We start from the raw sequence: 22,600 nt of genomic DNA on the forward strand, positions 1-22,600 counted from the left end.
GGAGCAATAAAAAAGCCCGACGGCGCGGGGCCGTCGGGCGGAAGTGCAAAATCGGCAGGCTGTTACCAGCGCCAGGCGTCGCGGATGACGTCGATAATATAGCCGTCGTATTCGTCGATCAGATACAGAGTGTTATCGACCGAGACCCAGCGTGTGCCCTCGGGCGGATAGCCCAGACCGTAGGTGCGCCAGTCGTTCAACTGATAGCGCCAGAAGGCATCCGGCAGATACTGACCGACCGACCACGACCGACCCCAATAGGAGCGCGGCACGCTGTAGTAGCCCCAGCCCGGCGCGAAGTAGAAGCCGACGCGAACGCCGTTGTAACCCCTGAAGCGCCGATCATTGCGCCACCAGTCCGAGCGGTGGTTGCGATAGAAATCCCGCCGCCATTGATCGCCGTTGAAGCGCTGGCGGAACTCGCGGTGCTGACGGTCGCGGTCACGACCGTTGTTCCAGCCCGAGCCTGGACGGTCGGGACGGTTCCAGCCGTTTCCGGGACGGTCGGGACGTTGACCGCCAGCATTTGGGCGGTCGGGCCGATCGGGTCGGTTCCAGCCGCCTTCGGGGCGGTCGGGACGATGGCCGCCAGTGTTCGGACGATCAGGTCGGTTCCAGCCGCCTTCGGGCCGGTTTGGACGCTGGCCGCCAGTGTTCGGACGATCAGGTCGGTTCCAACCGCCTTCGGGGCGGTCGGGACGCTGGCCGCCGGTATTCGGACGATCGGGTCGGTTCCAGCCGCCTTCGGGCCGGTCCGGACGCTGGCCGCCGGTGTTCGGGCGATCAGGCCGGTTCCAGCCGCTTTCGGGACGATCCGGACGTTGGCCGCCTGCATTGGGGCGTTCGCCACCCGACGGGCGCTCGGGGCGGGGCGTATCGTTTGCGGGTCGGCTGGGACGTTCGGGGCGAGGCTCGCGCGGTCCGTCTTCACGACCCATCTGCGGACGCTCGGGCCGGTTCATGCCGCGGGCGCGGCCTTCGCGCTGCGGCCGTTCCTGCTGAGCCTGGTCTTGTTCCTGGGCGAGGGCTTGCATCGGAACTGCAAGCGGGCCGGCGACGGCGATGGCGGTGAAAGCCATCAGGAGGCGTTTCATGGTCTTTGGTTCCTGCACGCCGGGTCTCCGGCGGCTTGAGGCAATCATCGATCCGTGGCGATGAACCCAGGCTGAACACTGTTCGCAATCAAGGGGCTGTCCGAAAAAGCAGAACCCCGCAGGCAAGACCTGCGGGGTTTGATAGTCCGGTTTTGACGGGGCTTAATAGACGCCCGAGAGGACGCTGGCGATCAGGCCGCTGGCCACGGCGATCAATAGGATGTCGTTGCCGGCGTGGACGTAGCGATAGCCGCGCGGTGCTTCGCGAAGACCGTAAACATAGGGATCACGGACGTAGTAGCTGCGATACTGCGCTGGCAGATAGCCGCCAGTGCGCCAGCGATAGCCGCTGTAGCGCGGCTCGACCCGGTAATAGCCGTAGCTGGGCGCATACCAGTAACCCGAGCGCGGACCATTATAGCCCCGGAAGTCCGAACGGCCGCGCCACCAGTTGCTGTTGTTGCGGTCCCAGCGGTCGTTGCGCCAATCGCGACGGTCGTCCCGGCGTTCGTCGCGATAGTCGCGGCGGTCGTCGCGGCGATCACGACGATAGTCTTGGCGGCTGTCATAGCGACCGTCGCGCCAGTCGCGGCGATCTTCACGGCGTTCCTGGCGGAAGTCGCGGCGGTCGTCACGGCGATCCTGACGATACTCGCGGCGGTCGCGGTCCTGGGCCTGAACGAGCATCGGCACGGCCGTGGTCGACAGGGCGAGGGCGACGACGGCGGCCTTGGTGAGGCGGTTCATCTTCGTGCTCCATTCTGGGCCGCCGACGGATGTGCCGACTCGACCCGTTAATGATGAGCAAGGTCGGATCTCGCGCCTGAATGCCCGCTGAACGATCGCGTCAGGTTTGCGGAGCGCTCGTAAGTTCCGCTGGCAAGGCGTGAACGAGAGATTTCCGAGAGATTTCCGAGGTCTGAATCCCGTTGGAAGTATTCATTTCTGCTTTACTGAAAAGTCCGCGCGACCCCCTTTGCTGTTAACTTTAACTTCAAACCACCGGTATTTCATGGCGTCTCAGAGGCGGGCCCAGAATGGCGCCCGATCAGGAGATACGGTGATGAACGCGCAAGAAATGGCGCTCGACCTGCAGGCCAGCGACGACGGTCTGCCGCTGCCGACCCCGGACATGTCCGGCGACGACCTGTTCAAACTGGGCATGATGTATTCGGCCGGATCGGGCGGTTGCCCGATGGACCGGGTGTCGGCCCACATGATCTTCAACCTGGCGGCCATGAAGGGTTCGATCGAGGCGCGCGTCTATCGCCGCGAGATGAGCCTGGAGATGGAACGCGAGGAGATCGCCGAAGCCCAGAAGGCCGCGCGTCGCTACATCGATCAGGGCGTCGTTCAGCTGGTCGCCTAAACGACCATCTAGAACTGGGCGTAGCCGTTGCCGTTCGATCCGTTGATCGAATAGCTGAAGCCGATAGGCAGGGCGGCGCGGACCTGAGTGAAGAAGGCCGCCAATTCGCCCAGCGTCGAACGCGGCACGAAGACGATATCGCCACGCCGCAACGGTACGACCTCGCCGCGACGCGGACGCAGGTCCACCACGCGCATTATGCGCGATCCACCCGGACCGCGACGGATCAGGGCCACGCTGTCCTGACGCGACGTCGGGGCGAACCCGCCAGCCTGGATCACCGCCTGATAAGCGTCCAGATCGCCGATCATTTCGAAGACGCCCGGGTTGCGCACCTCGCCATCGACCCAAACGCGGATCGGGCCGGCCTGGCGCAGGGTGACCTCGACGGCAGGGCGCACCAGCTGGGTCGCATAGGCCGCAGAGACGACCTGCTGAAGCTGGGGCAGGGTGCGATCCGCCGCCATGACCGATCCGATCAGGGGCAGGGCGATACGGCCGTCGGGACCGACCTTGAGCGTGCGCGTCAGCTCCGAGGCGGTCGGCGTCGCCACCTCGATCTCGTCGCCGGGATACAGCAGATATTCCGGCTCCTGGTCCGTCCAGGGGGCGAAGGGCAGGCCGGCGAGCGCGTCGTAGGGCGACCGGTCGGCGCGCCGGGGATCGGGAACGCCGCCGGCCCCGCCGCAGGCCGCCAGCGAGGCGGCGATGGAGGCTGAACCGAGGGTCAGCAGAAACAGGCGGCGATCGGTCAGCATGGGAATCGGTCGGCCTCGACGAGGGATATCAGGCAACGTCGCCGGTTATGGGTAATCATCGGTTAACGCCGGTGGGCGAAGGGTTAGGACTACACGCCTTTCAAGGGATTCGGCCCGCCCGATGCGCTCCACCGCACACGTCACCACAAGGCCGCGCTACGGCGTTCTGGACGTGATCGGCCTGTTGTTCCGCGAACTGCTGCTGATGATCGTCGTCTTCGTGGTGATTCTGGGGCTGGGGTTCGCCGCCGCCATGACCTTGAAGAAGAGCTACACCGCAACCGGCTCGGTCTTCGCAGGCGTGGGTCAGGAATACGTTTATCAGCCGCGCGTCGGCACGGCCGAGCGGGGTCAGGCGCCGCAGGGCGACGAGGTCGCCAACTCCGAAGCCGCCATCCTGGGCTCCAGCGCCGTGCGCCAGAAGGTGGTCGAGGCCCTGGGCACCGCCGCCATCCTGGGCGAGCAGCCCAAGGGCAGTCCGCAGGCCGCGCGGTCCGCCGCGCTGAAGGCCGTCGGCGGCGGCTTGGGCGTCGCCACGGCGCCGGGCAGCGCGGTCATCCATCTGACCTACAAGGCTGACGATCCCGAACGGGCGGCCCGGATCCTAAACACGATCATCGAGCAATATCTGATCTATCGCCGCGAGGTCTTTCAAGACAAGACGCCGGCCATCGCCAGCCAACGCATCGCCTTCGAGGATGAACTCGGTAATGCGGATAGGGCTTATGAGGCCTTCCTGGCCTCCAATGACATCGGCGACTTTACGGCGGCCAAGGCGACGCTGGCGGCGACCTATCAGACGGTCTTCACCGACCGGATGTCGACACAGAGCCAGTTGAACCAGACCGCCCAGCGGCTGAACACTCTAGTGTCGCAGCAGGCGGGAACGCCGGCGGAGGTGGCGCTGCAGCAGGATCTGAACATCTCGGCCCAGGACCAAGTGCTGCAACTGCGCACCGAACGCGAGCAGCTGTTGTCGCGTTATCAGCCCGACGCCCAGCCGGTGAAGGACATTGAGGCGCGGATCAATCAACTGCAAGCCTATGTCGCGACCGGCACGGCCGTTGGGGCGAAGGAAGTCCGCACCGGACCGAACCCTGTCTGGACCGAGCTGGAGACCACGCGGATCAACACCCGGGCCGAGCGCGACTCGCTGGCGGCGCGTCTGGCGGTTCTGGACCGGCAGCTGGCCGATATCCGTTCGCGGCAGGCGCGGCTGACGGCGCTGGAATCCGAGAACACGACTTTGGCCGGCAATCGCGAAGTGCTGAGCGCCTCGATCCGAGAGTTCCAGCAGCGCGAGACGCAGAGCCGCGCCGATAACGCCCTGGTGGCCGCCGGCGCCGACAACGTCACTGTCATCGAACGCGCCCAGCCGCCGGCGACGGGCAAGAGCCTGAAGATCCCGCTGCTGGCGGCGGCCTTCCTGTTCGCGGGTTTCACCGCCCTGTGCGTGGGCCTGTTGCGCGTCTTCACACGGCGCGGCTTCACGACGCCGGCCTCGGTCAGCCGCACGCTGGATATGCCGGTCCTGGCCGTCGCGCCCGCCAAGGCAGCCTAGCGAAACTCGTGCTAGGCTGAGGGCTTAGGGAGCGCCTTGGCGATTCGATGGTCGATCTGACTTCAGAAATGGCGGGCCTGTGGGCGGCGCTGGGACCGGCGCCGGCGCACCGCGCGCGCGTGATCCAGTTTGCCTCCGCCGCGACCGGCGAGGGTGTCTCGACCGTTGCGCGAGAGTTCGCCCGATTGGCGGCGGTGCGGGCGCGCAAGCCCGTCTGGCTGATCGACGGCGATCTGGCGCAACAGGGGCAGTTGGAGACGGTGTCGGCCGAGCCGGATCGGTTCGGCCAGGTCGGAAAGGCCGCGCAAGGCTCGCCCGACGGCTCAAGCTTCTACGCCGTGACGCCGCGCGTGACCGGGCGCGACGGCAAGCCGGTGCCGGATTCGCGACTGCTGACGGCGCGGTCCTGCCTGGGCGGCCGCCTGTGGGTGACGCATTTCCACATGGAAGCGCTGCGGTCCGGGCACCGGGTCGAGGCCGTCGGCGAGCCCCGATATTGGGAGGCGCTGCGGCCCCACGCCGACACCATCGTGATCGACGCGCCCGCCGCCGATCGCAACGACATGGCGATCATCTTGGCGCCCTTCGTGGACATGACGGTGTTGGTGATCGCGGCCGAAAGCACGGCCGCCCATGCCCCGGTCATCCTGCGCGACGAGATCGAAGCGGTGGGCGGCAAGATCGCCGGCGTGGTCATGAATCGCTCGACATACAAGGCGCCGGGCTTCCTGCGGCGATTGATGGGCTGAAGCCTTCCGAAGCGCTTTTTCGGCGTCCGCTTTCGCACATTCGGCAAGAAAATGAAGCATTTGCGGCGAAGCTCGGCGTGGATGCGGCGCCTTTCCGCGTCTTGCGCATTGTGTGGCCATGACAAAGTCCGTCGCATTCGTCGGAGCGGGGCCGACGACGCTCTACGCTCTTCATGCCCTGCTGTCTCAAGGCACCGTTTCGGCGCGGGTGACGGTGTTCGAGGCGCGCGAGACGGCCGGTTGCGGCAGCCCCTACAGCCCGGACTGGAACGACGCGGCGATGCTGTCCAACATCGCCAGCATAGAGATCCCGAAGTTACAGGACACGTTGGCCGACTGGCTGTCGGCACGAACGCCCGCCGAACTGGCAGAGCTGGACGTGGATGGGGCGTCGCTCGATGAGCGCACCTTCGTCCCACGCGTCGCCCTGGGACGATATTTCGAAAATCAGTTCGCCGCCCTGGTTCAGCAGGCCCGCGCGATGGGCGTCGTCATCGATGTGCGGACGGGATGCCGGGTCATCGATGCAGCGAACCGCAAGGACGGTATCGAGCTGACCTTCACGTCGCCGCCGTCGCGGAAGGTCGCCAAGGCTGTATTCGACCACGTGGTTCTGGCGACGGGTCACCAGTGGCCGTCGCGGCCGGACGCCCAGCCCGGGTACTTCCTCAGCCCCTGGCCTTCATCCGATCTCGCAAATGTTCCGGCGACACGCATCGGCATTCGGGGGTCTTCGTTGACGGCCATCGATGCGGCCGTCGCCTTGGCCACGTCGCACGGGGACTTCGTTCGACGAGATGATCGGCTGATCTATCAGCCCGCGTCCGATACCGAAGATTTCCACATCGCCATGATGTCGCGAAAGGGATTGCTGCCCGAAGCAGACTTCTATTTTCCGCTGCCGCATGGCCCGCTGACCTATTGCACGCCCGAGGCCGTCGCTGCGGCTGTAGCGCGCGGTCCTGACAGGCTGCTGGACGCCGTGTTCGACTTGTTTCGAGCCGAGCTGATCCACTTGGATCCGAACTACGCCGCCGAGACGGGACTGCATGACGGGACGCTGGAAACCTTCGCCGAGAGCTATTTCGCGCGGCGGGCATCGGTTGATCCCTTCGTCTGGGCCGCCGCGAACCTGAAGGAGGCTCAGGCGAACCATGCCGCAGAGGTGACGGTGGCCTGGCGCGACGGCATCCTGCGCATGCATGAAATCGTCGCCGTCATCGTGCCCCATCTGGACAGCATCCAGTTCGAGCGGTTCAGCCGCGCCTTCAAGCCGATCTTTGTCGATATCTACGCCGGTGTGCCGCACGAATCGATCGAGCGGATGCTGGCGCTGCACACCGCCAGACGGCTGGATGTCATCGCCCTGGGCGACGACTACGATGTCGATACGCGTTGTCCCGAAGGCGGCGCGCGGGTGACGATCGGCGACACGACGCGCCACTTCCCGATCTTTATCGAGGCGACGGGGCAAGCGGCTCTGAGCGGCATCCAGTTTCCTTTCTTGTCCTTGTTGGAGCAAGGGATCGTGCGTGATCAGGTTGCGAATGACGCGCCCGATGTCATCCGGGGGATTGCGGTCGATGACATGTTTCGGCCGGTCGACGCGCCCCTGCCGATGGATCGGCTGTTCTGTCTCAGCCTGCCGTTCATCATAGGACGGCATCCCTTCGCGCAAGGGATCACCAGTTCGCACGAAATGGGCGGGATCGTCGGTCGGCGACTGGCGTTGATCCTGAATACCGCAAAGCCTGCGGTCGATCTTGCCGATACGGCGGCCTGACGCGAGGACGAATGAAGCTGTTTGCGATCTACATCGGCGGGGAGCACCCCGGCGCCAATATCGAGGTGCACGATATGCGCTTCCTCGTCGCCCCCACGATCGAAGCGACGAAAGACGCCTTGCTGGCGCAGTGGTGGGGACGTCAAGGGACGTTGCACATCGATTGCTGGTCGGAGATTTCGCAGGCAGACGGCTATGAGGTCAGCCTGTCGCCGACGCCTTATGAGGGCAAGGAAAAGCTCTACTACGTCAACCTGGGCGGCTACGACGGGGTGGCGTTTGCGGAACAGCACCGCAATGTCTTCGTCGTCGCCGATAGCCTGCCAGCGGCCAAGGCGCGCGCCATCAAACTGGCCAAGGGTTGGACGGACGCGCACCGGGACGAGATGTATGAGGCCGAACAGGCGTTTGCGCTGGACGACGTTGCGGGCGCCGAACGCCTGTATATCCACCTCAAGCCCAGCCTTATGAGCGGCGATCCGGACTTCACCTGCCGCTATATGCCGATCCGCTGAGCGGGTCAGGCAGTAGGGCGGCCCAGCATCGCCGCGCCGTATAGTCTCGGCTCGAACCCCTTGGTCCAGAAGACCTTGCCGAGACCACGAGCGCAGCGATCGTAGACGTTTGCGCGATCAGGACGCCGCAGGATCGCACAAAGGACGGACGCGGCGCCCCAAATTCCGGTCTGGGCCAGTCCGACCAGCATCCATTTGACGACGCCGGGCCAGTCGCGGCGGGCGGCGGCCATCTGGGTCGGGCTTTGGCCATAGGCGAAGGCGCGGGTGAGGGTGTATTTCAGGGTGGCGCGGTGGGGCGGGGCGAACTCGTCCGCCCAGGCGTCGGCGGCCCAGCCAAACCGGCCGCCGCGCGCCGACAGGGCGGTAAACAGTCGGTCGTCCTCGCCGCCCGTCTCGTTCATGGCGACATCGAAAGGCGCATCGCCGGGCAGGGCGGTGGCCCGTACCATCAGACTGTTGCCGCAGCCGTGGATGTCGTCTGTCGGGCCGGTCTCGCGCGGGCCGTCGCGGCCGAAGAACCGCTCCAGATAGGCGGTGGTCCAGCCGGTGTTGTCCGGCACGCGCCCGCGAATGGGGCCGAAGACGACATCGGCACCGGTCTGGCCTTGCGCGTCCAGCAGGGCGGCGAGCCAGCCGGGAGAGGCGGCCTCGTCGTCGTCGAGGAAGGCGATCAAGGGCGCGTCAGTCGCGGACAGGCCGACGTTGCGCGCGGTCGCGACGCCGGGGACGGGGGCGTTGGCATAGGTCAGGGGGACGGGCGCCTCGGCGCGCAGGCGCTCGATCAGGACGGCGGCGGAGCCTTGCGGGTCATTGTCGGCGACGACGATCGCGGCCACGCGGTGCAGCGATCCGGTCTGGGCGAAGACCGAGCGCAGGGCGCGCTCCAGACTGCCTGGGCGGCGCAGGGTCGGGATGATGACGGCGACATCGCGCATGGTCAGACGGCGTCCGCATAGACAGCGGCGCGGTAGAGACGCAGCGCGAATGCGCGGGCCTTGACCGGCAGGGCCACCGTCAGGGCGGCCTGTTTCATCATGCGGCGCGCAAAGGGCAGGGCGGGCAGGCGTTTCAGGGCGCGCGCGGCCTTGTAGCTGGGATAGGTCTGGACGACGGCGGAGTGCAGGGCGACGACGCGGGCGAAGTTGCCGGCGCCCTGGTCGAACTTGCGGGCCAGATCCTCGACCGTGTCGAGGCCCATATGCGTGGCGGGATTGTCGATATGGACGACGGGAAAGCGGCGCGAGACGCGCATGGCCCATTCCACGTCCTCCCAGCCCCAGCCGCTGAAACCGGGATCGAAGGATTCGGCGGCGAAGACGTCGCGGCGCACCAGCAGGTTGGAGGTGTAGACGTATTTCTCGGGCGTCAGGGCGCGCTGGGACGCCGGCAGGCATTCAGACGCGCCGGACAGGGCGCGGTGGACGGCGAACCGGGCGTCGGTCGGCGCCTGATCGAGAGAGAAGCCGCCGAAGGCCACAGCGGGAGCGTCATCCTTCGTCAGTCGCAGCCAGTTTTGCAGGAAGACGGACGTGTCGGGCCGCATGTCGCTGTCGAGGAACAGATAGGCCTCGCCTCGGGCGGCGGTGGTCAGGCGGTTACGGCCCCTGGCGCGCCCTTCGTTGGCGGCCGAGGTGATCAGGCGGACGGGCAGATGCAGGGTGTCGGTGGTCGCCTGAAGCCGGGTCGTCAGATCGGCGTCGGCGGTGCCGTCGTCCAGCAGGATCAACTCGACCGCGCCGGACAGGGCGGGGGCCTCGGTGTCCAGTTGGCGCAACAGGCCTTGCGGATCGTCGCGCAGGAAGGGGATCAGGACCGAGATCGTCGGCGTCGCCTGAGCCCAGGCGGCGTTGTCGTGAATCTGGACGCTCATGCCGTCATGCTCCGGCGCGCGCGGATCAGGCGCATGAGGACGTCACGCACGCCTGCGGCGTTCAGGGTCAGGGCGACGACGGCATAGACGAGGCCGCCCACGCTCGCGTCCAGCATCAGCTCCATGAAACCGCCCAGCGGCGGCATCATCCAGACGACCCCGGCCATGACGGCGGAGGCGATCCCGCAGCGGATCAGCGCCTCCCAGGGCATGGGCAGGGCGATGGCGCGGCGGCTGAGCAGGATACAGGCGATCAGGCCGATGGCGAAACTGGCCGTGGTCGAGACGGCGGCGCCGGTCACGCCCATGCGGGGGATCAGCATCAGGTTCAGCGCGACGTTGCACAGGGCCGGGATCGCCATGGTCACCAGCAGCAGGCCGGTCTTCTTACCCAGGGTGAAGCCGAAGCCGAAATAATAGGCGATCATGCCCGACAGGAAGGACGAGGCCGCAATCCACGGTGTGACCAGGGCGGCGGCCGCGCGCAGATCCTGGCCGATCATCAACTCCGCCAGCGGCCACGCGACCAGCGACAGACCGACAGCGGCGGGCAGACCGATCAGGATCAGGGTCGATCCCTGCTCGATGGCCGTCTGACGCAGGGCCTCGCGTCCGCCGCGCTCCAGCGCCATGACCATGGCCGGCGCACCGGCCGCGCCCAGCCAGATGAAGATGACGTCCAGCGTCCGGTTCGCCAGGCTGTAGCTGGCGTGATAGGCGCCGACCGCCGCCGCATCCATGAAGGCCGCCAGCAGGAACCGATCCGTCGAGGCCAGCACCAGCGCCAGCGTCAGCGACGCCGCGATGGGATAGCCATACAGGGCATAGGCCTTGAGCCGGACGCGATCCAAGGTCCCGCCCGTCGCATGTCGCAATTCGCCCGGCAGGATGAAGGGGAGGGCGAACAGGGGGGCGATGGCCAGACCCAGCAGGGGCGACGCCGCGCCGGCGCCGGCCAGGGCGAATCCGGCCCCGACCAGAAAGCCCAGGATGGCGACGCCGATGTCCACGGCGGCGGATTTCGACACCTCGCCCGCCGCGCGATACCGCTCCTGCGCCAGCTTCGCGAGGTTGCGCACGGGCGCGCCCGCCAGGCCGAAGGCGACGGCGATCTTGAACGCCGGCGTCAGCGGCGCCAGCCACACGATCAGGGCCGCGATCGGGGTGAAGACGGCGATGATCGTGAACGACGTGCGGTACAGACTGGCGAAATGGGTCGCCATTCCCTCGGGTGTGCGCTCGGCCGCCCAGAAGCGCGCCATCGACGCTTCCAGCCAGGTGAAGGTCACGGTGTGGGCCAGGGTCGTGACCGAAAACGCCAGGGCGTAATGGCCGAAGTCGTCGGCGCTGAGCAGGCGCGTAAAGACGAAGATCGTCAGAAAACCGACGACCCCCTGGACGATCTGGGCCGGCAGATAGCCCCAGACGCCGCGCCAGAACATGCGCTTCTCGCTCAACGCACGGCCGCCCGGTCGCCCAGAAGGACGGGAATGGTGACGGCGATGACCCACAGGTCCAGCCAGAAGGACTGTCGCTCGATATATTCGATGTCCAGCTGGACGCGTTCACGCACTTGGGCCTCGGTGTCCACCGGGCCGCGTGAGCCCTTGATGGCGGCCCAGCCGGTCATGCCGGGCTTGATCCGGTGTCGATGGGCGTATTCGGCGACCAGCAGGGCGGACTCGGTCTCGCCGGTCTTCATGCCGATGGCGTGGGGGCGAGGGCCGACCAGGGACATCTCGCCGGACAGGACGTTGAAGATCTGCGGCAGTTCATCCAGGCTGGTGGCGCGGATAAAGCGGCCGACACGGGTCACGCGGTCGTCACCGGGGCAGACCTGACGGCTGGCGCTGGCGTCGGCGGCCTCGTGACGCATCGAGCGGAACTTCCACACCACGATGGTCTCATGATTGAAGCCGTGACGGCGCTGGCGGAAGAAGACGGGGCCGGGGCTGTCCAGCTTCACCGCCAGTGCGACCAAGGCCATGATGGGCGCAGCGACGACCAGGGCTGCGGCGCCGATCACCAGATCCTGCATCCGCTTATTGAAGGCGCGGCGATCCGGATCGACGGGGCCGTCCAAGGACGCAAGAGGCGCATTGGCCAGCCTGTTCAGCAGCCCGTCGCGACCCAATTCCGGATCGACCAGGACCGTCAGCGGATTGGGCAGGGCGTTCAAGGTCTGCGTCAGGTCGCGCACGCGCTGGCCCGCCTCGGGATCGATGGCTAGGACGATCCGGTCGACATAGGGCGTCAGTCGGTGGGTCAGCAGGGCCTTGGCGTCGCCCAGCACCGGCACGCCGGCGACGCTCTCTGGCGATCGGGCCAAGCGGTCGTCGAACACGCCCAGCACATTCATGTCGCGCCGCTCCAACGCCTGTTCGATCAGACGTCGCGCGTTTCGGGTCGCGCCGACGATGACGATGTTGGGTGACAGCACGCCCAGCCGACGCCACCGAGCAATGACGACCAGCCACAGGCCGTGCAACACCGCCAAGGCGGCCGTCGTGGTCAGGGTCCAGGGCGCAATGACGTCCAGCGCCGGGCGGTCCAGCAGCCACCCCAGCACGAGCGCGACTCCTGCCGAGACGACGCCGACGCCTACCACGCCTGCCATGTGCAGAGGCCAGGGCGTGTCGCGCCCGAATCGATAAAGCTGAAGTGCGCGCATCAGTACGAGCACCAAAACGGCGCCGATGACCACGGGCGCGGCGTCGCCGACCGTGATCGAGGCCAAGCCCGTCGGCTGGATCGCCAGGACCGCGCTGAACGCCAGCCCGCAGACCATCAGCACGTCGATCAGCCGGAAATAATGCGCGGACAGACGTACGGACGATCGCTCGCGCGCATTCAGCCAAATCTCCGGGCGGAACGGCCCACGCGACGGCCGGCTTTTCAGCGGCGTGTCGGCGGCGAGAATGGCGGGGCGGTCGAGCAACAGGCGGTCCAGAAGCGATCCGGGGGGCGAATGATGGCCGCGATACTGCCGCTTGGGCCTCTATGTCGCGTTAACGTGGACGCTTTCTCTCGAACCGGATTGCGCGACGCATCAGCCTCCGCTATCGACGCCCTCGCAGGAGACGTGGCCGAGTGGCTGAAGGCAACGGTTTGCTAAATCGTCGTACCCCGTAAGGGGTACCGAGGGTTCGAATCCCTCCGTCTCCGCCATTTCCTCAAATCGTCCGCCGTTTGAACCGACCCGCCCACGCGTTGGGTCATGGACGTCACCTGTCTTGTCGCTTTGCTCGCTGCTGACTTCGTCGCCACGTGGTGAACAGGCCGTCTGTTGACACGCAACCCTGCCGAACCATCTGCCGCAAACGCAACACGGCCCGCAGGCGACTGCGGGCCGTATCTTTTAATGCGCGGTGACGCGTCGGCTTAGACAGCCTTGGCGCGGTCCTTGTCGGAGGAGCTGCGGGCCAGTTCGCGGTTCAGCCACAGGGCCACGAGGGTGCAGATGGCGCCCGACAGCAGATAGGCGCCGGCGGCGATCAGGCCGAACTGGCTGGAGATCCACAGGGCCGCGAGGGGCGCAAAGCCCGCGCCGAACAGCCAGGCCAGGTCCGAGGTCAGGGCGGAGGAGGTATAGCGGTTGGTCAGGCTGAAGCTGGAAGCCACGGGGCCAGAGGCCTGGCCGAACGACAGGCCGAGCAAGATGAAGCCGGAGATCATGAAGGTCAGCTCGCCGACCGGGCCGCCGTTCAGCAGTTGCGGCGCAAAGCCGGAGAAGGCGGCGATACCGGCAGCCGTGATCGCCAGCAAGGTGCGGCGGCCGTAGCGGTCGGCCAGAATGCCCGAGGCCAGGATGGCCAGCAGGCCGAAGACGGCGCCCACCATCTCGATCAGCAGGAAGCGCACCGGCGTTTCCTTGGTGAACAGGAACACCCACGACAGCGGGAAGACGGTGACCATGTGGAACATGGCGAAGCTGGCCAGCGGAGCGAAGGCTCCGATGGCGATCTTGGGGCCTTCGTCGCGCAGTGCCTGACTGATCGGCGTGGGCTGAAGCTCGCGCGTCTCGAACAGCTTCTGGAAGGCCGGCGTCACTACGATGCGCAGGCGCGCGAACAGGGCCACGACGTTGATGGCGAAGGCGACGAAGAACGGATAGCGCCAGCCCCAATCCAGGAAGTCAGGGGCCGACAGCGTGTTCAGGAAGAAGGCGAACAGGGCCGAGGCCACCAGCAGGCCGATAGGCGCGCCGAGTTGCGGGATCATGGCGTACCAGCCGCGCTTCTTCTCGGGCGCGTTCAGCGCGAGCAGCGAGGCCAGACCGTCCCAGGTGCCGCCCAAGGCGACGCCTTGGCCGATACGGGTGAGGGCCAGCAGCACCGGCGCCCACATGCCGATGCTCTCATATCCCGGGATAAAGGCCACCGACACGGTCGAGGTCCCCAGCAGCAGCAGGGCGGTCGTCAGCTTGGCGCCGCGCCCGAACTTGCGGTCGATAGCGATGAACAGGACGGTGCCCAGCGGCCGGGCCAGGAACGCCAGGGCGAAAACGGCGAAGGAGAGCAGGGTGCCGCCCACCGCGCCCGCATAGGGGAAGATCAACTGCGGGAAAACGACCACCGAAGCGATGGCGTAAACAAAGAAGTCGAAAAACTCGGAAGTTCGGCCGATAATGACGCCGATGGCGATCTCGCCGGCGTCAACCTTGCCATGGCCCGTGTGAAGGGCGGCGGCGTCGCGTTCCAGCGACTCTGACGAAGGGGTCGTCGAGGCGGACATGGGCTTGGTCGCTCCGTGTGAGACTGAATTATCGGCCGTACGGCAGGTCGCCGCATTATGACCGGGCGCCCTTTGCGATGAAAGCGGCCTCGTGAGGATAGGACATATTGCCCAATGTCGTTCCTGATTGAAGCTGAGTATCCCGCCGCCTACGAACGCCAACCGTCGCGGCGCCTCCCCCTCGCCCGACGCTTTTCGATTGGATCCGCCTTGCGCCGTCTGCGCCTTCTTTTGCTCGCGCCCATCGTGGCCCTGCTGTCGGCCTGCAACCTGGTCGTCCTCAACCCTGCCGGCGACGTAGCATCCCAGCAGGGCGATCTGCTGATGATCTCGACCCTGCTGATGCTGATCATCATCTTGCCCGTGATGGGTCTGATCGTCTTCTTCGCCTGGAAGTATCGAGCGTCGAACAAGGAGGCCGAGGCCGACTACCGTCCCGATTGGGACCACTCCACGTCACTGGAGTTGGTCATCTGGGCCGCGCCGCTGATGATCATCATCTGCCTGGGCGCCCTGACCTGGGCTGGCACGCACCTGCTGGACCCCTATCGTCCGATCGACCGGATCAAGCCGGGCCAGGCCGTCGAGGAAAGCGTCGAGCCGTTGCAGGTCAATGTCGTCGCGCTCGACTGGAAGTGGATGTTCATCTACCCGCAGTACGGCGTCGCCACCGTCAATGAACTGGCCGCGCCGGTTGACCGTCCGATCCGTTTCCACATCACCTCGTCCTCGGTGATGAACAGCTTCTACATCCCCGCCCTGGCCGGCCAGATCTACGCCATGCCGGGCATGGAGACGAAGCTGCACGCCGTCATCAACCGTCCGGGCGAATACGAAGGCTTCTCGGCCAACTATTCCGGCGACGGCTTCTCGCACATGCGCTTCGCTTTCCACGGTCTGGATCAGTCCGGGTTCGACCAATGGATCGCCGGAGTGCGCCAGGGCGGCCAGACGCTGGACCGCGATCGCTATCTGGAGCTGGAAAAGCCCAGCGAGAAGGTGCCGGTCATGCGCTTCGGCGCCGTGGACGGCGCGCTGTGGGACGCGATCCTCAACATGTGCGTCGAGCCGGGCAAGATGTGTATGGGCGAGATGATGGCCATCGACAAACAGGGCGGCCTGTCCATGGCGTCGGTGCGCAACACCATGCCGCTGGTCTATGACAAATACGCCGGTCGCGGAAAATCGCCCGCCTATTTTGGCTCCAACGACAGCTACGTCATGACGATCTGCACCCCGCTGCAGGCCGAAGCGGCGGCCGCCGACCGCATGCGCCGCGCCGAACTGGATACGGTCGCCGGACCGACCAGCCTGGAGCGCCTGACCGGGCAGGGGTTGTCGCCCGGTCAGACACCGATGGCCTCGCTGACGACGCTGGCCCGCAATCCCTTCGCCACGGGGCCGGTTCCGACCGACGTCCGTTCCGCCCCCAACGCCTGAGCGAACACAGTCGATGAACGCTGATCAACTCATTCCGCTAATCTTCGGGCGCCTCACGCTTGAGGCTCTGCCGTTGCACGAGCCGATCCTGGTCGTGACCATGTCGGTCGTGCTGCTGGGCGGTCTCGCCCTGTTTGGCGCCCTGACCTATTTCAAGCTGTGGGGCTATCTCTGGAAGGAGTGGTTCACCACCGTGGACCACAAGAAGATCGGGATCATGTACATGATCCTGGGTCTGATCATGTTCGTGCGCGGCTTCGCCGACGCCATAATGATGCGCCTGCAACAGGCGATGGCCTTCGGCGGGTCCGAGGGTTACCTGAACGCGCACCACTATGACCAGATCTTCACCGCCCACGGCGTGATCATGATCTTCTTCGTGGCCATGCCGCTGGTGACGGGCATCATGAACTATGTCGTGCCGCTGCAGATCGGCGCGCGCGACGTGTCCTTCCCCTTCCTGAACAACTTCAGCTTCTGGATGACCACGGCAGGCGCCATCATCGTCATGGCCTCGCTGTTCGTGGGCGAGTTCGCGCGCACCGGCTGGCTGGCCTATCCGCCGCTGTCGGGCATCGGTTACAGTCCCGGCGTCGGCGTCGACTACTACATTTGGGCGTTGCAGATCGCGGGGGTGGGGACGACACTGTCCGGCATCAACCTGATCGCGACCATCGTGAAGATGCGCGCGCCCGGCATGGGCATGATGAAGATGCCGGTCTTCACCTGGACCTCGCTGTGCACCAACGTACTGATCGTGGCGTCCTTCCCGGTTCTGACCGCCGTCCTGGCCCTGCTGACGCTGGACCGTTACGTCGGCACCAACTTCTTCACGAACGACTTCGGCGGCAACCCGATGATGTACGTGAACCTGATCTGGATCTGGGGTCACCCCGAGGTCTACATCCTGATCCTGCCGCTGTTCGGCGTCTTCTCGGAGATCGCCTCGACCTTTTCGGGCAAGAAGTTGTTCGGCTATACCTCCATGGTCTACGCCACGGTCGTCATCACGATCCTGTCCTACCTGGTCTGGCTGCACCACTTCTTCACCATGGGCTCGGGAGCCTCGGTGAACAGCTTCTTCGGCATCACGACGATGATCATCTCGATCCCGACGGGCGCGAAGATCTTCAACTGGCTGTTCACGATGTACCGTGGGCGCATCCGGTTCGAGCTGCCGATGATGTGGTTGGTCGCCTTCATGCTGACCTTCGTGATCGGCGGGATGACCGGCGTGCTGCTGGCGGTGCCGCCGGCCGACTTCGTGCTGCACAACTCTCTGTTCCTGGTGGCCCACTTCCACAACGTCATCATCGGCGGCGTGCTGTTCGGCCTGTTCGCGGCGATCAACTTCTGGTGGCCCAAAGCCTTTGGCTTTAAGCTGGACAAGAAGTGGGGCCTGATCAGCTTCTGGTGCTGGGTGCCCGGCTTCTGGCTGGCCTTCCTGCCGCTGTATGTGCTGGGCCTGATGGGCGTGACGCGCCGGATGCGGGTGTTCGACGATCCCTCGCTGCAAATCTGGTTCGTTATCGCGGCCATCGGCGCCGGCGTCATCGCCCTGGGCATCGCGGCCATGTTCATCCAGTTCGCCGTGTCGATCATCAACCGCGACAAGCTGCGCGACACCACGGGCGACCCGTGGGGCGGCCGCACGCTGGAGTGGGCGACGTCCTCGCCGCCGCCGGCCTACAACTTCGCCGCCACGCCCTACGTCCATGACGCCGACGCCTGGTGGGACATGAAGAAGCAAGGCTATCAGCGTCCGCTGAGCGGCTACAAGGCGATCCATATGCCCTCGAACACGGGGGCGGGGATCATCATCTCGGGCCTGTGCCTGGTGATGGGGCTGGCCTTGATCTGGTACATCTGGTGGCTGGCCGCCATCAGCTTCATCGGGGTGTTGGCCGTCTCGATTGGCCATACCTTCAACTACAAGCGCGACTATTACATCCCCGAGGATGAGGTCCGCGCGACAGAAGAGGCGCGGACCCGCGCCCTGGCCGGAACGGAGGCCTGATCATGAGCGCAACTGCGACCGAGATCGACCGGACCGTCTTCCACCTGGAAGAGGAGCCGCATCACGAGGAAGGCTCCAGCACCATGCTGGGCTTCTGGCTCTACCTGATGAGCGACTGCCTCATCTTTGCGATGCTGTTCGCCGTGTTCGGCGTGCTGGGCGGCAACTACGCCGCCGGGCCGGGGCCCAAGGAGCTGTTCGACCTGAAGCTGGTGGCGATCAACACCGCCATGCTGCTGTTTTCGTCGATCACCTATGGGTTCGCCATGCTGGCGATGGATCGGAACAACCAGCGTCAGACGCTGGTCTGGCTGGCGATCACCGGCCTGTTCGGCCTGGCCTTCTTGGGGATCGAACTCTACGAGTTCGCGCACCTGGTGCATGAAGGCGCCACGCCGCAACGCAGCGCCTTCCTGTCGGCCTTCTTCACCCTGGTGGGCACCCACGGCCTGCACGTCACCTTCGGCATCATCTGGCTGGTGACGCTGATGGTTCAGGTCAGCATGAAGGGCCTGATCCCCGCCAACAAACGCCGCCTGATGTGCCTGTCGATGTTCTGGCACTTCCTGGACGTCATCTGGATCGGCGTCTTCACCTTCGTCTATCTGCTGGGCATGCTGCGATGAGCGCCGACATGAACGACCATTCGCCGGAGTCTCACGAGACCGACCACCTGGGCCACGAGGGGCACAATCACGGCTCCTTCAAGAGCTATATGATCGGCTTCGTGCTCTCAGTGATCCTGACGGCCATCCCGTTCGCCCTGGTCATGACCGGCGTCCTGCCGACCCAGGCGACGGCCCTGATCGTCATGGGCTTCGCCGTGGTGCAGATCGTGGTCCACATGATCTACTTCCTGCACATGAACTCCAAGTCCGAGGGCGGCTGGATCATGCTGGCGCTGATCTTCACCATCATCGTGGTGGTCATCGCCCTGTCGGGTTCGCTGTGGGTCATGTACCACCTGAACACCAACATGATGCCCATGACGCACGACATGGCGCAGATGGGCGGCTGAGGTCGAGATTACGGACCCATCCTCAGTCCCGGCCGGCGGCAAGGCCAGACGTTCGCGATCCTTCCGCATGGCGGTCGTGGTCGCGGGCCTGGCGCTGTTCGTCGGTTTTCTGGCGCTGGGCGGATGGCAAGTTCAGCGCCTGGCCTGGAAGACCAATCTGATCGCCCAGGTGGATGCGCGCGTTCACGCGACCGCCGTTCCAGCGCCTGGTCCGACCCAATGGGCCGGCGTGACGCGCGACAAGGATCAGTACCGCCGTGTCACGATTCACGGTCGATTCCTGCACGACAAGGAAACACTGGTTCAGGCGGTGACCGACGCCGGCGGCGGTTTCTGGGTCATGACGCCTCTGGTTGATGACCGGGGTTTCACCGTCCTGATCAATCGCGGCTTTGTGCCCGCAGGCCGACGCGATCCGGCCGTCCGCGCCGATGGTCAGATCGAGGGGCCGCAGACGGTGACGGGACTGCTTCGGATCACCGAGCCCAAGGGCGGCTTCCTGCGCGCCAATGATCCCGCCGGTGATCGCTGGCGCTCTCGTGACGTCGCGGCGATCGCTGCGCGGCGCGGCCTGTCGACTGTCGCGCCCTATTTCATTGATGCGGACGCCAGCCCGAACCCGGGCGGATGGCCGCGCGGAGGATTGACGGTGATCCGGTTCGCCAACAGCCATCTTGTCTATGCCCTGACCTGGTTCGGCATGGCGCTGCTGACCCTGGTCGGTCTTTGGCTGTTCCTGCGCGACGGCAGGCGCAACAGGTCGTGACGACGACAACTGTACAAAGGCTGCTGGGCCTGGGACTCAGAGGTGGTGTCGCGACCCACGGCGGGGCCAACCGCCGCAACATGCTGCTGCTGATCCAGTTGCGCTGGCTGGCGGTCGCCGGGCAGGTGGCGACGATCCTGCTGGTCCAGTACGTGATGCGGATCCCGCTGCCGGTGCTGTGGTTGCTGGCGGCGCCGGCGGGTCTGGTGCTGGTCAATCTGGTCAGCGCGCCGTTGACCGTGCGCACGCAGGAGGTCGAGGACCAGGCGCTGATGATCGCCCTGTTGGCGGATGTGGCGGCCCTGACCTGGCTGCTGTTCCTGACCGGGGGCGCGGCCAATCCGTTCGTGGCGCTGTATCTGCTGCAAGTCGTTCTTGGGGCCGTGCTGCTGGCGCCGGTCTATGCCTGGGCGCTGATCGCCATCACCAGCCTGTGTTTCGCCGGGCTGGGCCTGCATTCCCGCCCGCTGAACCTGCCGCCGGCGCGCGAGGATTCGCTGCTCAGCCTCTATCTTCAGGGCAGTCTGATCTGTTTCGTGCTGATGGCCGTGCTGCTGGTGCTGTTTGTCACCCGGATCAGCCAGAACCTGCGCGAGCGCGACGCCTCCATGGCCGCCCTGCGCCAGCAGACGGCTGAGCATGATCATATCGTCCGCATGGGCCTGCTGGCGTCGGGCGCAGCCCATGAGCTGGGAACGCCGCTGGCTTCGCTGTCGGTGATCCTCAGTGACTGGAAGCGGATGCCGGCCCTGACCCAGGACGCCGACCTGGCCCAGGACATGACGGTGATGCGGGCCGAGGTCGAACGCTGCAAGGCCATCGTCACCGGCATCCTGATGTCGGCCGGCGAGGCGAGGGGACAGGCGCCCGAGCGCACGACCCTGCGGGCGTTCGTCGCCGATGTGGTGGCCAGTTGGAGCGGCGACGGTGTGGCGGTGCAAATCCGCGATGAACTGGCCCAGAACCCGCCGATCATCGCCGACCCGGCCCTGCGTCAGGTGCTGGGCGTGCTGTTCGACAATGCGGTCGAGGCCGGAGCGAGCCGCATCACCGTGACCACGACACGCACGGACGAGGATTTCGGCATCGCGGTCCGCGACGACGGACCGGGCTTTCCGCCGGCGATCCTTCAGGCCTGGGGCAAGCCCTACAACTCCACCAAGCCCAGGCCAGGCGCGGGTCTCGGCCTCTTTCTGCTCATGAATGTGATCCGGTCGCTTGGCGGTCGGGTAGAAGCCTCCAATCCCCCGGCGGGCGGCGCAGAAGTGCGTCTGACCCTGCCGCTTTCGGCCTTGGCTCCGACGGACGAGATCGCGCATGACCGATGACGCCAGATTGCTGCTGATCGTCGAGGACGACGAATCGTTCTCGACCACCCTGCGACGCTCGTTCGAACGGCGTGGCTATACGGTCGCCAGCGCCGCCAGTCCCGACCAGATGACCGAGGTGCTGAAGACGCATCGCCCCGGCTATGCGGTCGTCGATTTGAAGCTGGGCGGGCATTCCGGTTTGACCTGCGTCGAAGCCCTGCACGCCTTCGATCCCGAGATGAACATCGTCGTCCTGACCGGCTTCGCCAGCATCGCCACGGCGGTGGAGGCGATCAAGCTGGGCGCCCGGCACTATCTGGCCAAGCCCGCCAGCACCGATGACATCGAAACCGCGTTCGGCCGGGCGGACGGCGACGCCGAGACGCCGCTGGGCACGCGCCCCACTTCGATCAAGACGCTGGAATGGGAGCGGATCCACGAGACGCTGGTGGAGACTGACTTCAACATCTCGGAGGCGGCGCGGCGGTTGGGCATGCACCGCCGCACCCTGGCGCGGAAGCTGGAAAAGCGCCGCGTCACCTAGTCCAGTTCGGCCGCGATCCGGTCGGCCAGCGCCCGCAAGGTCGCCGTATCCGCCATCGGCGCATGGCCGTGACCCTTCATCTCGCGATCGGCCCAGCGCGGCACGATGTGGAAATGCAGGTGGAAGACCGTCTGGCCGCCCGCCTCGCCGTTGAACTGCAGGATCGACAGGCCCTCGGGCTTCAACGCTTTCTCGACCGCCTTGGCCGTGCGTTGCAGGGCGGCGGTCATGCGGGCCAGCACCTCGGGCTCGATCTCCAGCAGATTACGCGCCTGGGACTGTTTGGCGATGATCAGGACGTGGCCTTCCGACTGGGGAAACACGTCCATGAAGGCCAGGATGTGGTCGTCCTCCCACACCTTCACCGACGGAATGTCGCCGCGCAGGATCTTGGCGAAGATGTTGTTGGTGTCATAGGCGCCGTGCAGGCTCATGGGCGGTCTCCGTGCGGTTCGAACCTTCGATAGCAGCGCTGTCCACGGAGGGGGAGCCTTCGCCCACGCCATGCATTATGGTCACGCTTGAACGTAACGAGGCACGTCATGATCCGTTTCATCATCCAGGCGCTGGTCACCATGGCGGGCCTGTGGCTGTCCGCCCTGGTCGTGCCGGGCGTGGACTTCACCAGCACGGGGTCGCTCATCGCCGCCGCCATCATCCTGGGTCTGGTCAACGCCTTCGTGCGGCCGATCCTGGTGGTGCTGACCTTCCCCATCACCGTCGTGACCCTGGGCCTGTTCCTGCTGGTGGTGAACGCCGCCATGATCGGGCTGACGTCAGTGTTCCTGGACGGCTTCCGGGTCGACGGCCTGTGGGCCGGCATCGGCGCCGCCATCGTGACCGGCGTCGTCAGCTGGATCGCCGGTGCCTTCATCGGCGGTGAAGAGGGGCGGGGCTAACTTCTTCAAAAGCTCGACGAGGTGATGCGAGCCCAAGACGACTCAACACCTTAGTTTGGCCGGTCTGCGCTCGCTTCCTGACGCCTGCGGAAAAGCATGTCTGTCGTCGCTCGGGCCCTTTGCTCGATAAGTCGCTGACGGTCGGGATCGGGGTGGGGCTCTTGCGTCGT

At 65.8% G+C, this 22,600-nt stretch carries 22 protein-coding genes and 1 tRNA gene; 14 read left to right on the forward strand and 9 right to left on the reverse strand.

Annotation, left to right across the window (positions count from 1 at the left end; genetic code table 11):
• Positions 1 to 62 precede the first annotated feature (62 nt).
• Entirely contained in the window at positions 63 to 1,094 is a 1,032-nt protein-coding gene (locus tag ASF31_RS14700; RefSeq protein ID WP_235551241.1) for an RcnB family protein, read from the reverse strand.
• 162 nt (positions 1,095 to 1,256) lie between these two features.
• Positions 1,257 to 1,841, reverse strand: coding sequence for an RcnB family protein (locus ASF31_RS03875; RefSeq protein WP_055753440.1), 585 nt, complete (start codon positions 1,839 to 1,841; stop codon positions 1,257 to 1,259).
• A 316-nt stretch (positions 1,842 to 2,157) separates the two neighbouring features.
• Here ASF31_RS03875 and ASF31_RS03880 point away from each other — a divergent pair, with 316 nt between their 5' ends.
• Positions 2,158 to 2,463, forward strand: coding sequence for a hypothetical protein (locus ASF31_RS03880; RefSeq protein ID WP_055753441.1), 306 nt, complete (start codon positions 2,158 to 2,160; stop codon positions 2,461 to 2,463).
• Positions 2,464 to 2,471: 8 nt separating this feature from the next.
• On the opposite strand, the gene ASF31_RS03885 is transcribed toward ASF31_RS03880, so the two are convergent.
• Entirely contained in the window at positions 2,472 to 3,221 is a 750-nt protein-coding gene (locus tag ASF31_RS03885) for a polysaccharide biosynthesis/export family protein (RefSeq protein ID WP_055753442.1), read from the reverse strand.
• Positions 3,222 to 3,342: 121 nt separating this feature from the next.
• Here ASF31_RS03885 and ASF31_RS03890 point away from each other — a divergent pair, with 121 nt between their 5' ends.
• The 4 genes from ASF31_RS03890 (at position 3,343) to ASF31_RS03905 (ending at position 7,829) form a co-directional block, all read left to right on the forward strand.
• A complete protein-coding gene (locus ASF31_RS03890; protein ID WP_055753443.1) occupies positions 3,343 to 4,782 on the forward strand; it encodes a chain-length determining protein in 1,440 nt (479 codons plus the stop codon).
• 47 nt (positions 4,783 to 4,829) lie between these two features.
• Positions 4,830 to 5,531 (forward strand): hypothetical protein, encoded by a 702-nt coding sequence (locus tag ASF31_RS03895; protein ID WP_017506474.1) that lies wholly within the window; start codon positions 4,830 to 4,832, stop codon positions 5,529 to 5,531.
• A 118-nt stretch (positions 5,532 to 5,649) separates the two neighbouring features.
• The gene (locus tag ASF31_RS03900; RefSeq protein ID WP_055753444.1) at positions 5,650 to 7,314 is read left to right on the forward strand and encodes an FAD/NAD(P)-binding protein; all 1,665 of its coding nucleotides are present in this window, start codon (positions 5,650 to 5,652) and stop codon (positions 7,312 to 7,314) included.
• Between the two features lie 11 nt (positions 7,315 to 7,325).
• Positions 7,326 to 7,829 carry a DUF1543 domain-containing protein gene (locus ASF31_RS03905; RefSeq protein ID WP_055753445.1) on the forward strand — a complete coding sequence of 168 codons (504 nt, stop codon included), beginning with the start codon at positions 7,326 to 7,328 and terminating at the stop codon, positions 7,827 to 7,829.
• 5 nt (positions 7,830 to 7,834) lie between these two features.
• On the opposite strand, the gene ASF31_RS03910 is transcribed toward ASF31_RS03905, so the two are convergent.
• Genes ASF31_RS03910 through ASF31_RS03925 form a run of 4 tightly spaced genes read right to left on the reverse strand, consistent with a single transcriptional unit; the run spans position 7,835 to position 12,640 of the window.
• On the reverse strand, positions 7,835 to 8,767 hold the full coding sequence (locus ASF31_RS03910; RefSeq protein WP_055753446.1) for a glycosyltransferase family 2 protein: 933 nt from the start codon (positions 8,765 to 8,767) through the stop codon (positions 7,835 to 7,837).
• Positions 8,768 to 8,769: 2 nt separating this feature from the next.
• Positions 8,770 to 9,702, reverse strand: coding sequence for a glycosyltransferase family 2 protein (locus ASF31_RS03915; protein WP_055753447.1), 933 nt, complete (start codon positions 9,700 to 9,702; stop codon positions 8,770 to 8,772).
• A complete protein-coding gene (locus ASF31_RS03920; RefSeq protein ID WP_369814628.1) occupies positions 9,699 to 11,159 on the reverse strand; it encodes a polysaccharide biosynthesis C-terminal domain-containing protein in 1,461 nt (486 codons plus the stop codon). Before ASF31_RS03920 ends, ASF31_RS03915 begins: the two co-directional genes overlap by 4 nt.
• Positions 11,156 to 12,640, reverse strand: a complete 1,485-nt coding sequence (locus tag ASF31_RS03925) for an exopolysaccharide biosynthesis polyprenyl glycosylphosphotransferase (protein WP_055753449.1) — start codon at positions 12,638 to 12,640, stop codon at positions 11,156 to 11,158. Before ASF31_RS03925 ends, ASF31_RS03920 begins: the two co-directional genes overlap by 4 nt.
• A 138-nt stretch (positions 12,641 to 12,778) precedes the next feature.
• Between ASF31_RS03925 and ASF31_RS03930 the strand changes: the two genes are divergently transcribed.
• Positions 12,779 to 12,870 (forward strand) — tRNA-Ser (locus tag ASF31_RS03930).
• A gap of 213 nt (positions 12,871 to 13,083) precedes the next feature.
• Here the strand turns inward: ASF31_RS03930 and ASF31_RS03935 are convergent.
• The gene (locus ASF31_RS03935) at positions 13,084 to 14,436 is read right to left on the reverse strand and encodes an MFS transporter (RefSeq protein ID WP_055753450.1); all 1,353 of its coding nucleotides are present in this window, start codon (positions 14,434 to 14,436) and stop codon (positions 13,084 to 13,086) included.
• A gap of 210 nt (positions 14,437 to 14,646) precedes the next feature.
• On the opposite strand from ASF31_RS03935, the gene cyoA reads away from it, so the two are divergent.
• The 7 genes from cyoA (at position 14,647) to ASF31_RS03970 (ending at position 21,531) form a co-directional block, all read left to right on the forward strand.
• Complete coding sequence (gene cyoA, locus ASF31_RS03940; protein WP_055753810.1) at positions 14,647 to 15,876, forward strand: ubiquinol oxidase subunit II; 1,230 nt, start codon at positions 14,647 to 14,649, stop codon at positions 15,874 to 15,876.
• A gap of 13 nt (positions 15,877 to 15,889) precedes the next feature.
• Positions 15,890 to 17,893, forward strand: coding sequence for a cytochrome o ubiquinol oxidase subunit I (gene cyoB, locus ASF31_RS03945; protein WP_055753451.1), 2,004 nt, complete (start codon positions 15,890 to 15,892; stop codon positions 17,891 to 17,893).
• A 2-nt stretch (positions 17,894 to 17,895) separates the two neighbouring features.
• Positions 17,896 to 18,519 (forward strand): cytochrome o ubiquinol oxidase subunit III, encoded by a 624-nt coding sequence (gene cyoC, locus ASF31_RS03950; RefSeq protein ID WP_055753452.1) that lies wholly within the window; start codon positions 17,896 to 17,898, stop codon positions 18,517 to 18,519.
• A complete protein-coding gene (cyoD, locus tag ASF31_RS03955; protein WP_082465001.1) occupies positions 18,516 to 18,911 on the forward strand; it encodes a cytochrome o ubiquinol oxidase subunit IV in 396 nt (131 codons plus the stop codon). Before cyoC ends, cyoD begins: the two co-directional genes overlap by 4 nt.
• 67 nt (positions 18,912 to 18,978) lie before the next feature.
• Positions 18,979 to 19,677: an SURF1 family protein gene (locus tag ASF31_RS03960; protein WP_055753454.1), complete on the forward strand. Its 699-nt coding sequence runs from the start codon at positions 18,979 to 18,981 to the stop codon at positions 19,675 to 19,677.
• Complete coding sequence (locus ASF31_RS03965; protein WP_082465002.1) at positions 19,674 to 21,005, forward strand: ATP-binding protein; 1,332 nt, start codon at positions 19,674 to 19,676, stop codon at positions 21,003 to 21,005. Before ASF31_RS03960 ends, ASF31_RS03965 begins: the two co-directional genes overlap by 4 nt.
• Positions 20,995 to 21,531, forward strand: a complete 537-nt coding sequence (locus tag ASF31_RS03970; RefSeq protein ID WP_055753455.1) for a response regulator transcription factor — start codon at positions 20,995 to 20,997, stop codon at positions 21,529 to 21,531. Before ASF31_RS03965 ends, ASF31_RS03970 begins: the two co-directional genes overlap by 11 nt.
• On the opposite strand, the gene ASF31_RS03975 is transcribed toward ASF31_RS03970, so the two are convergent.
• Positions 21,528 to 21,965, reverse strand: a complete 438-nt coding sequence (locus tag ASF31_RS03975) for an HIT family protein (protein ID WP_055753456.1) — start codon at positions 21,963 to 21,965, stop codon at positions 21,528 to 21,530. The genes ASF31_RS03970 and ASF31_RS03975 overlap by 4 nt on opposite strands.
• 108 nt (positions 21,966 to 22,073) lie before the next feature.
• Here ASF31_RS03975 and ASF31_RS03980 point away from each other — a divergent pair, with 108 nt between their 5' ends.
• Positions 22,074 to 22,430, forward strand: coding sequence for a phage holin family protein (locus tag ASF31_RS03980; protein WP_055753457.1), 357 nt, complete (start codon positions 22,074 to 22,076; stop codon positions 22,428 to 22,430).
• Positions 22,431 to 22,600 lie beyond the last annotated feature (170 nt).

It is taken from the genome of Brevundimonas sp. Leaf280, assembly GCF_001422455.1.
Classification (GTDB): domain Bacteria; phylum Pseudomonadota; class Alphaproteobacteria; order Caulobacterales; family Caulobacteraceae; genus Brevundimonas.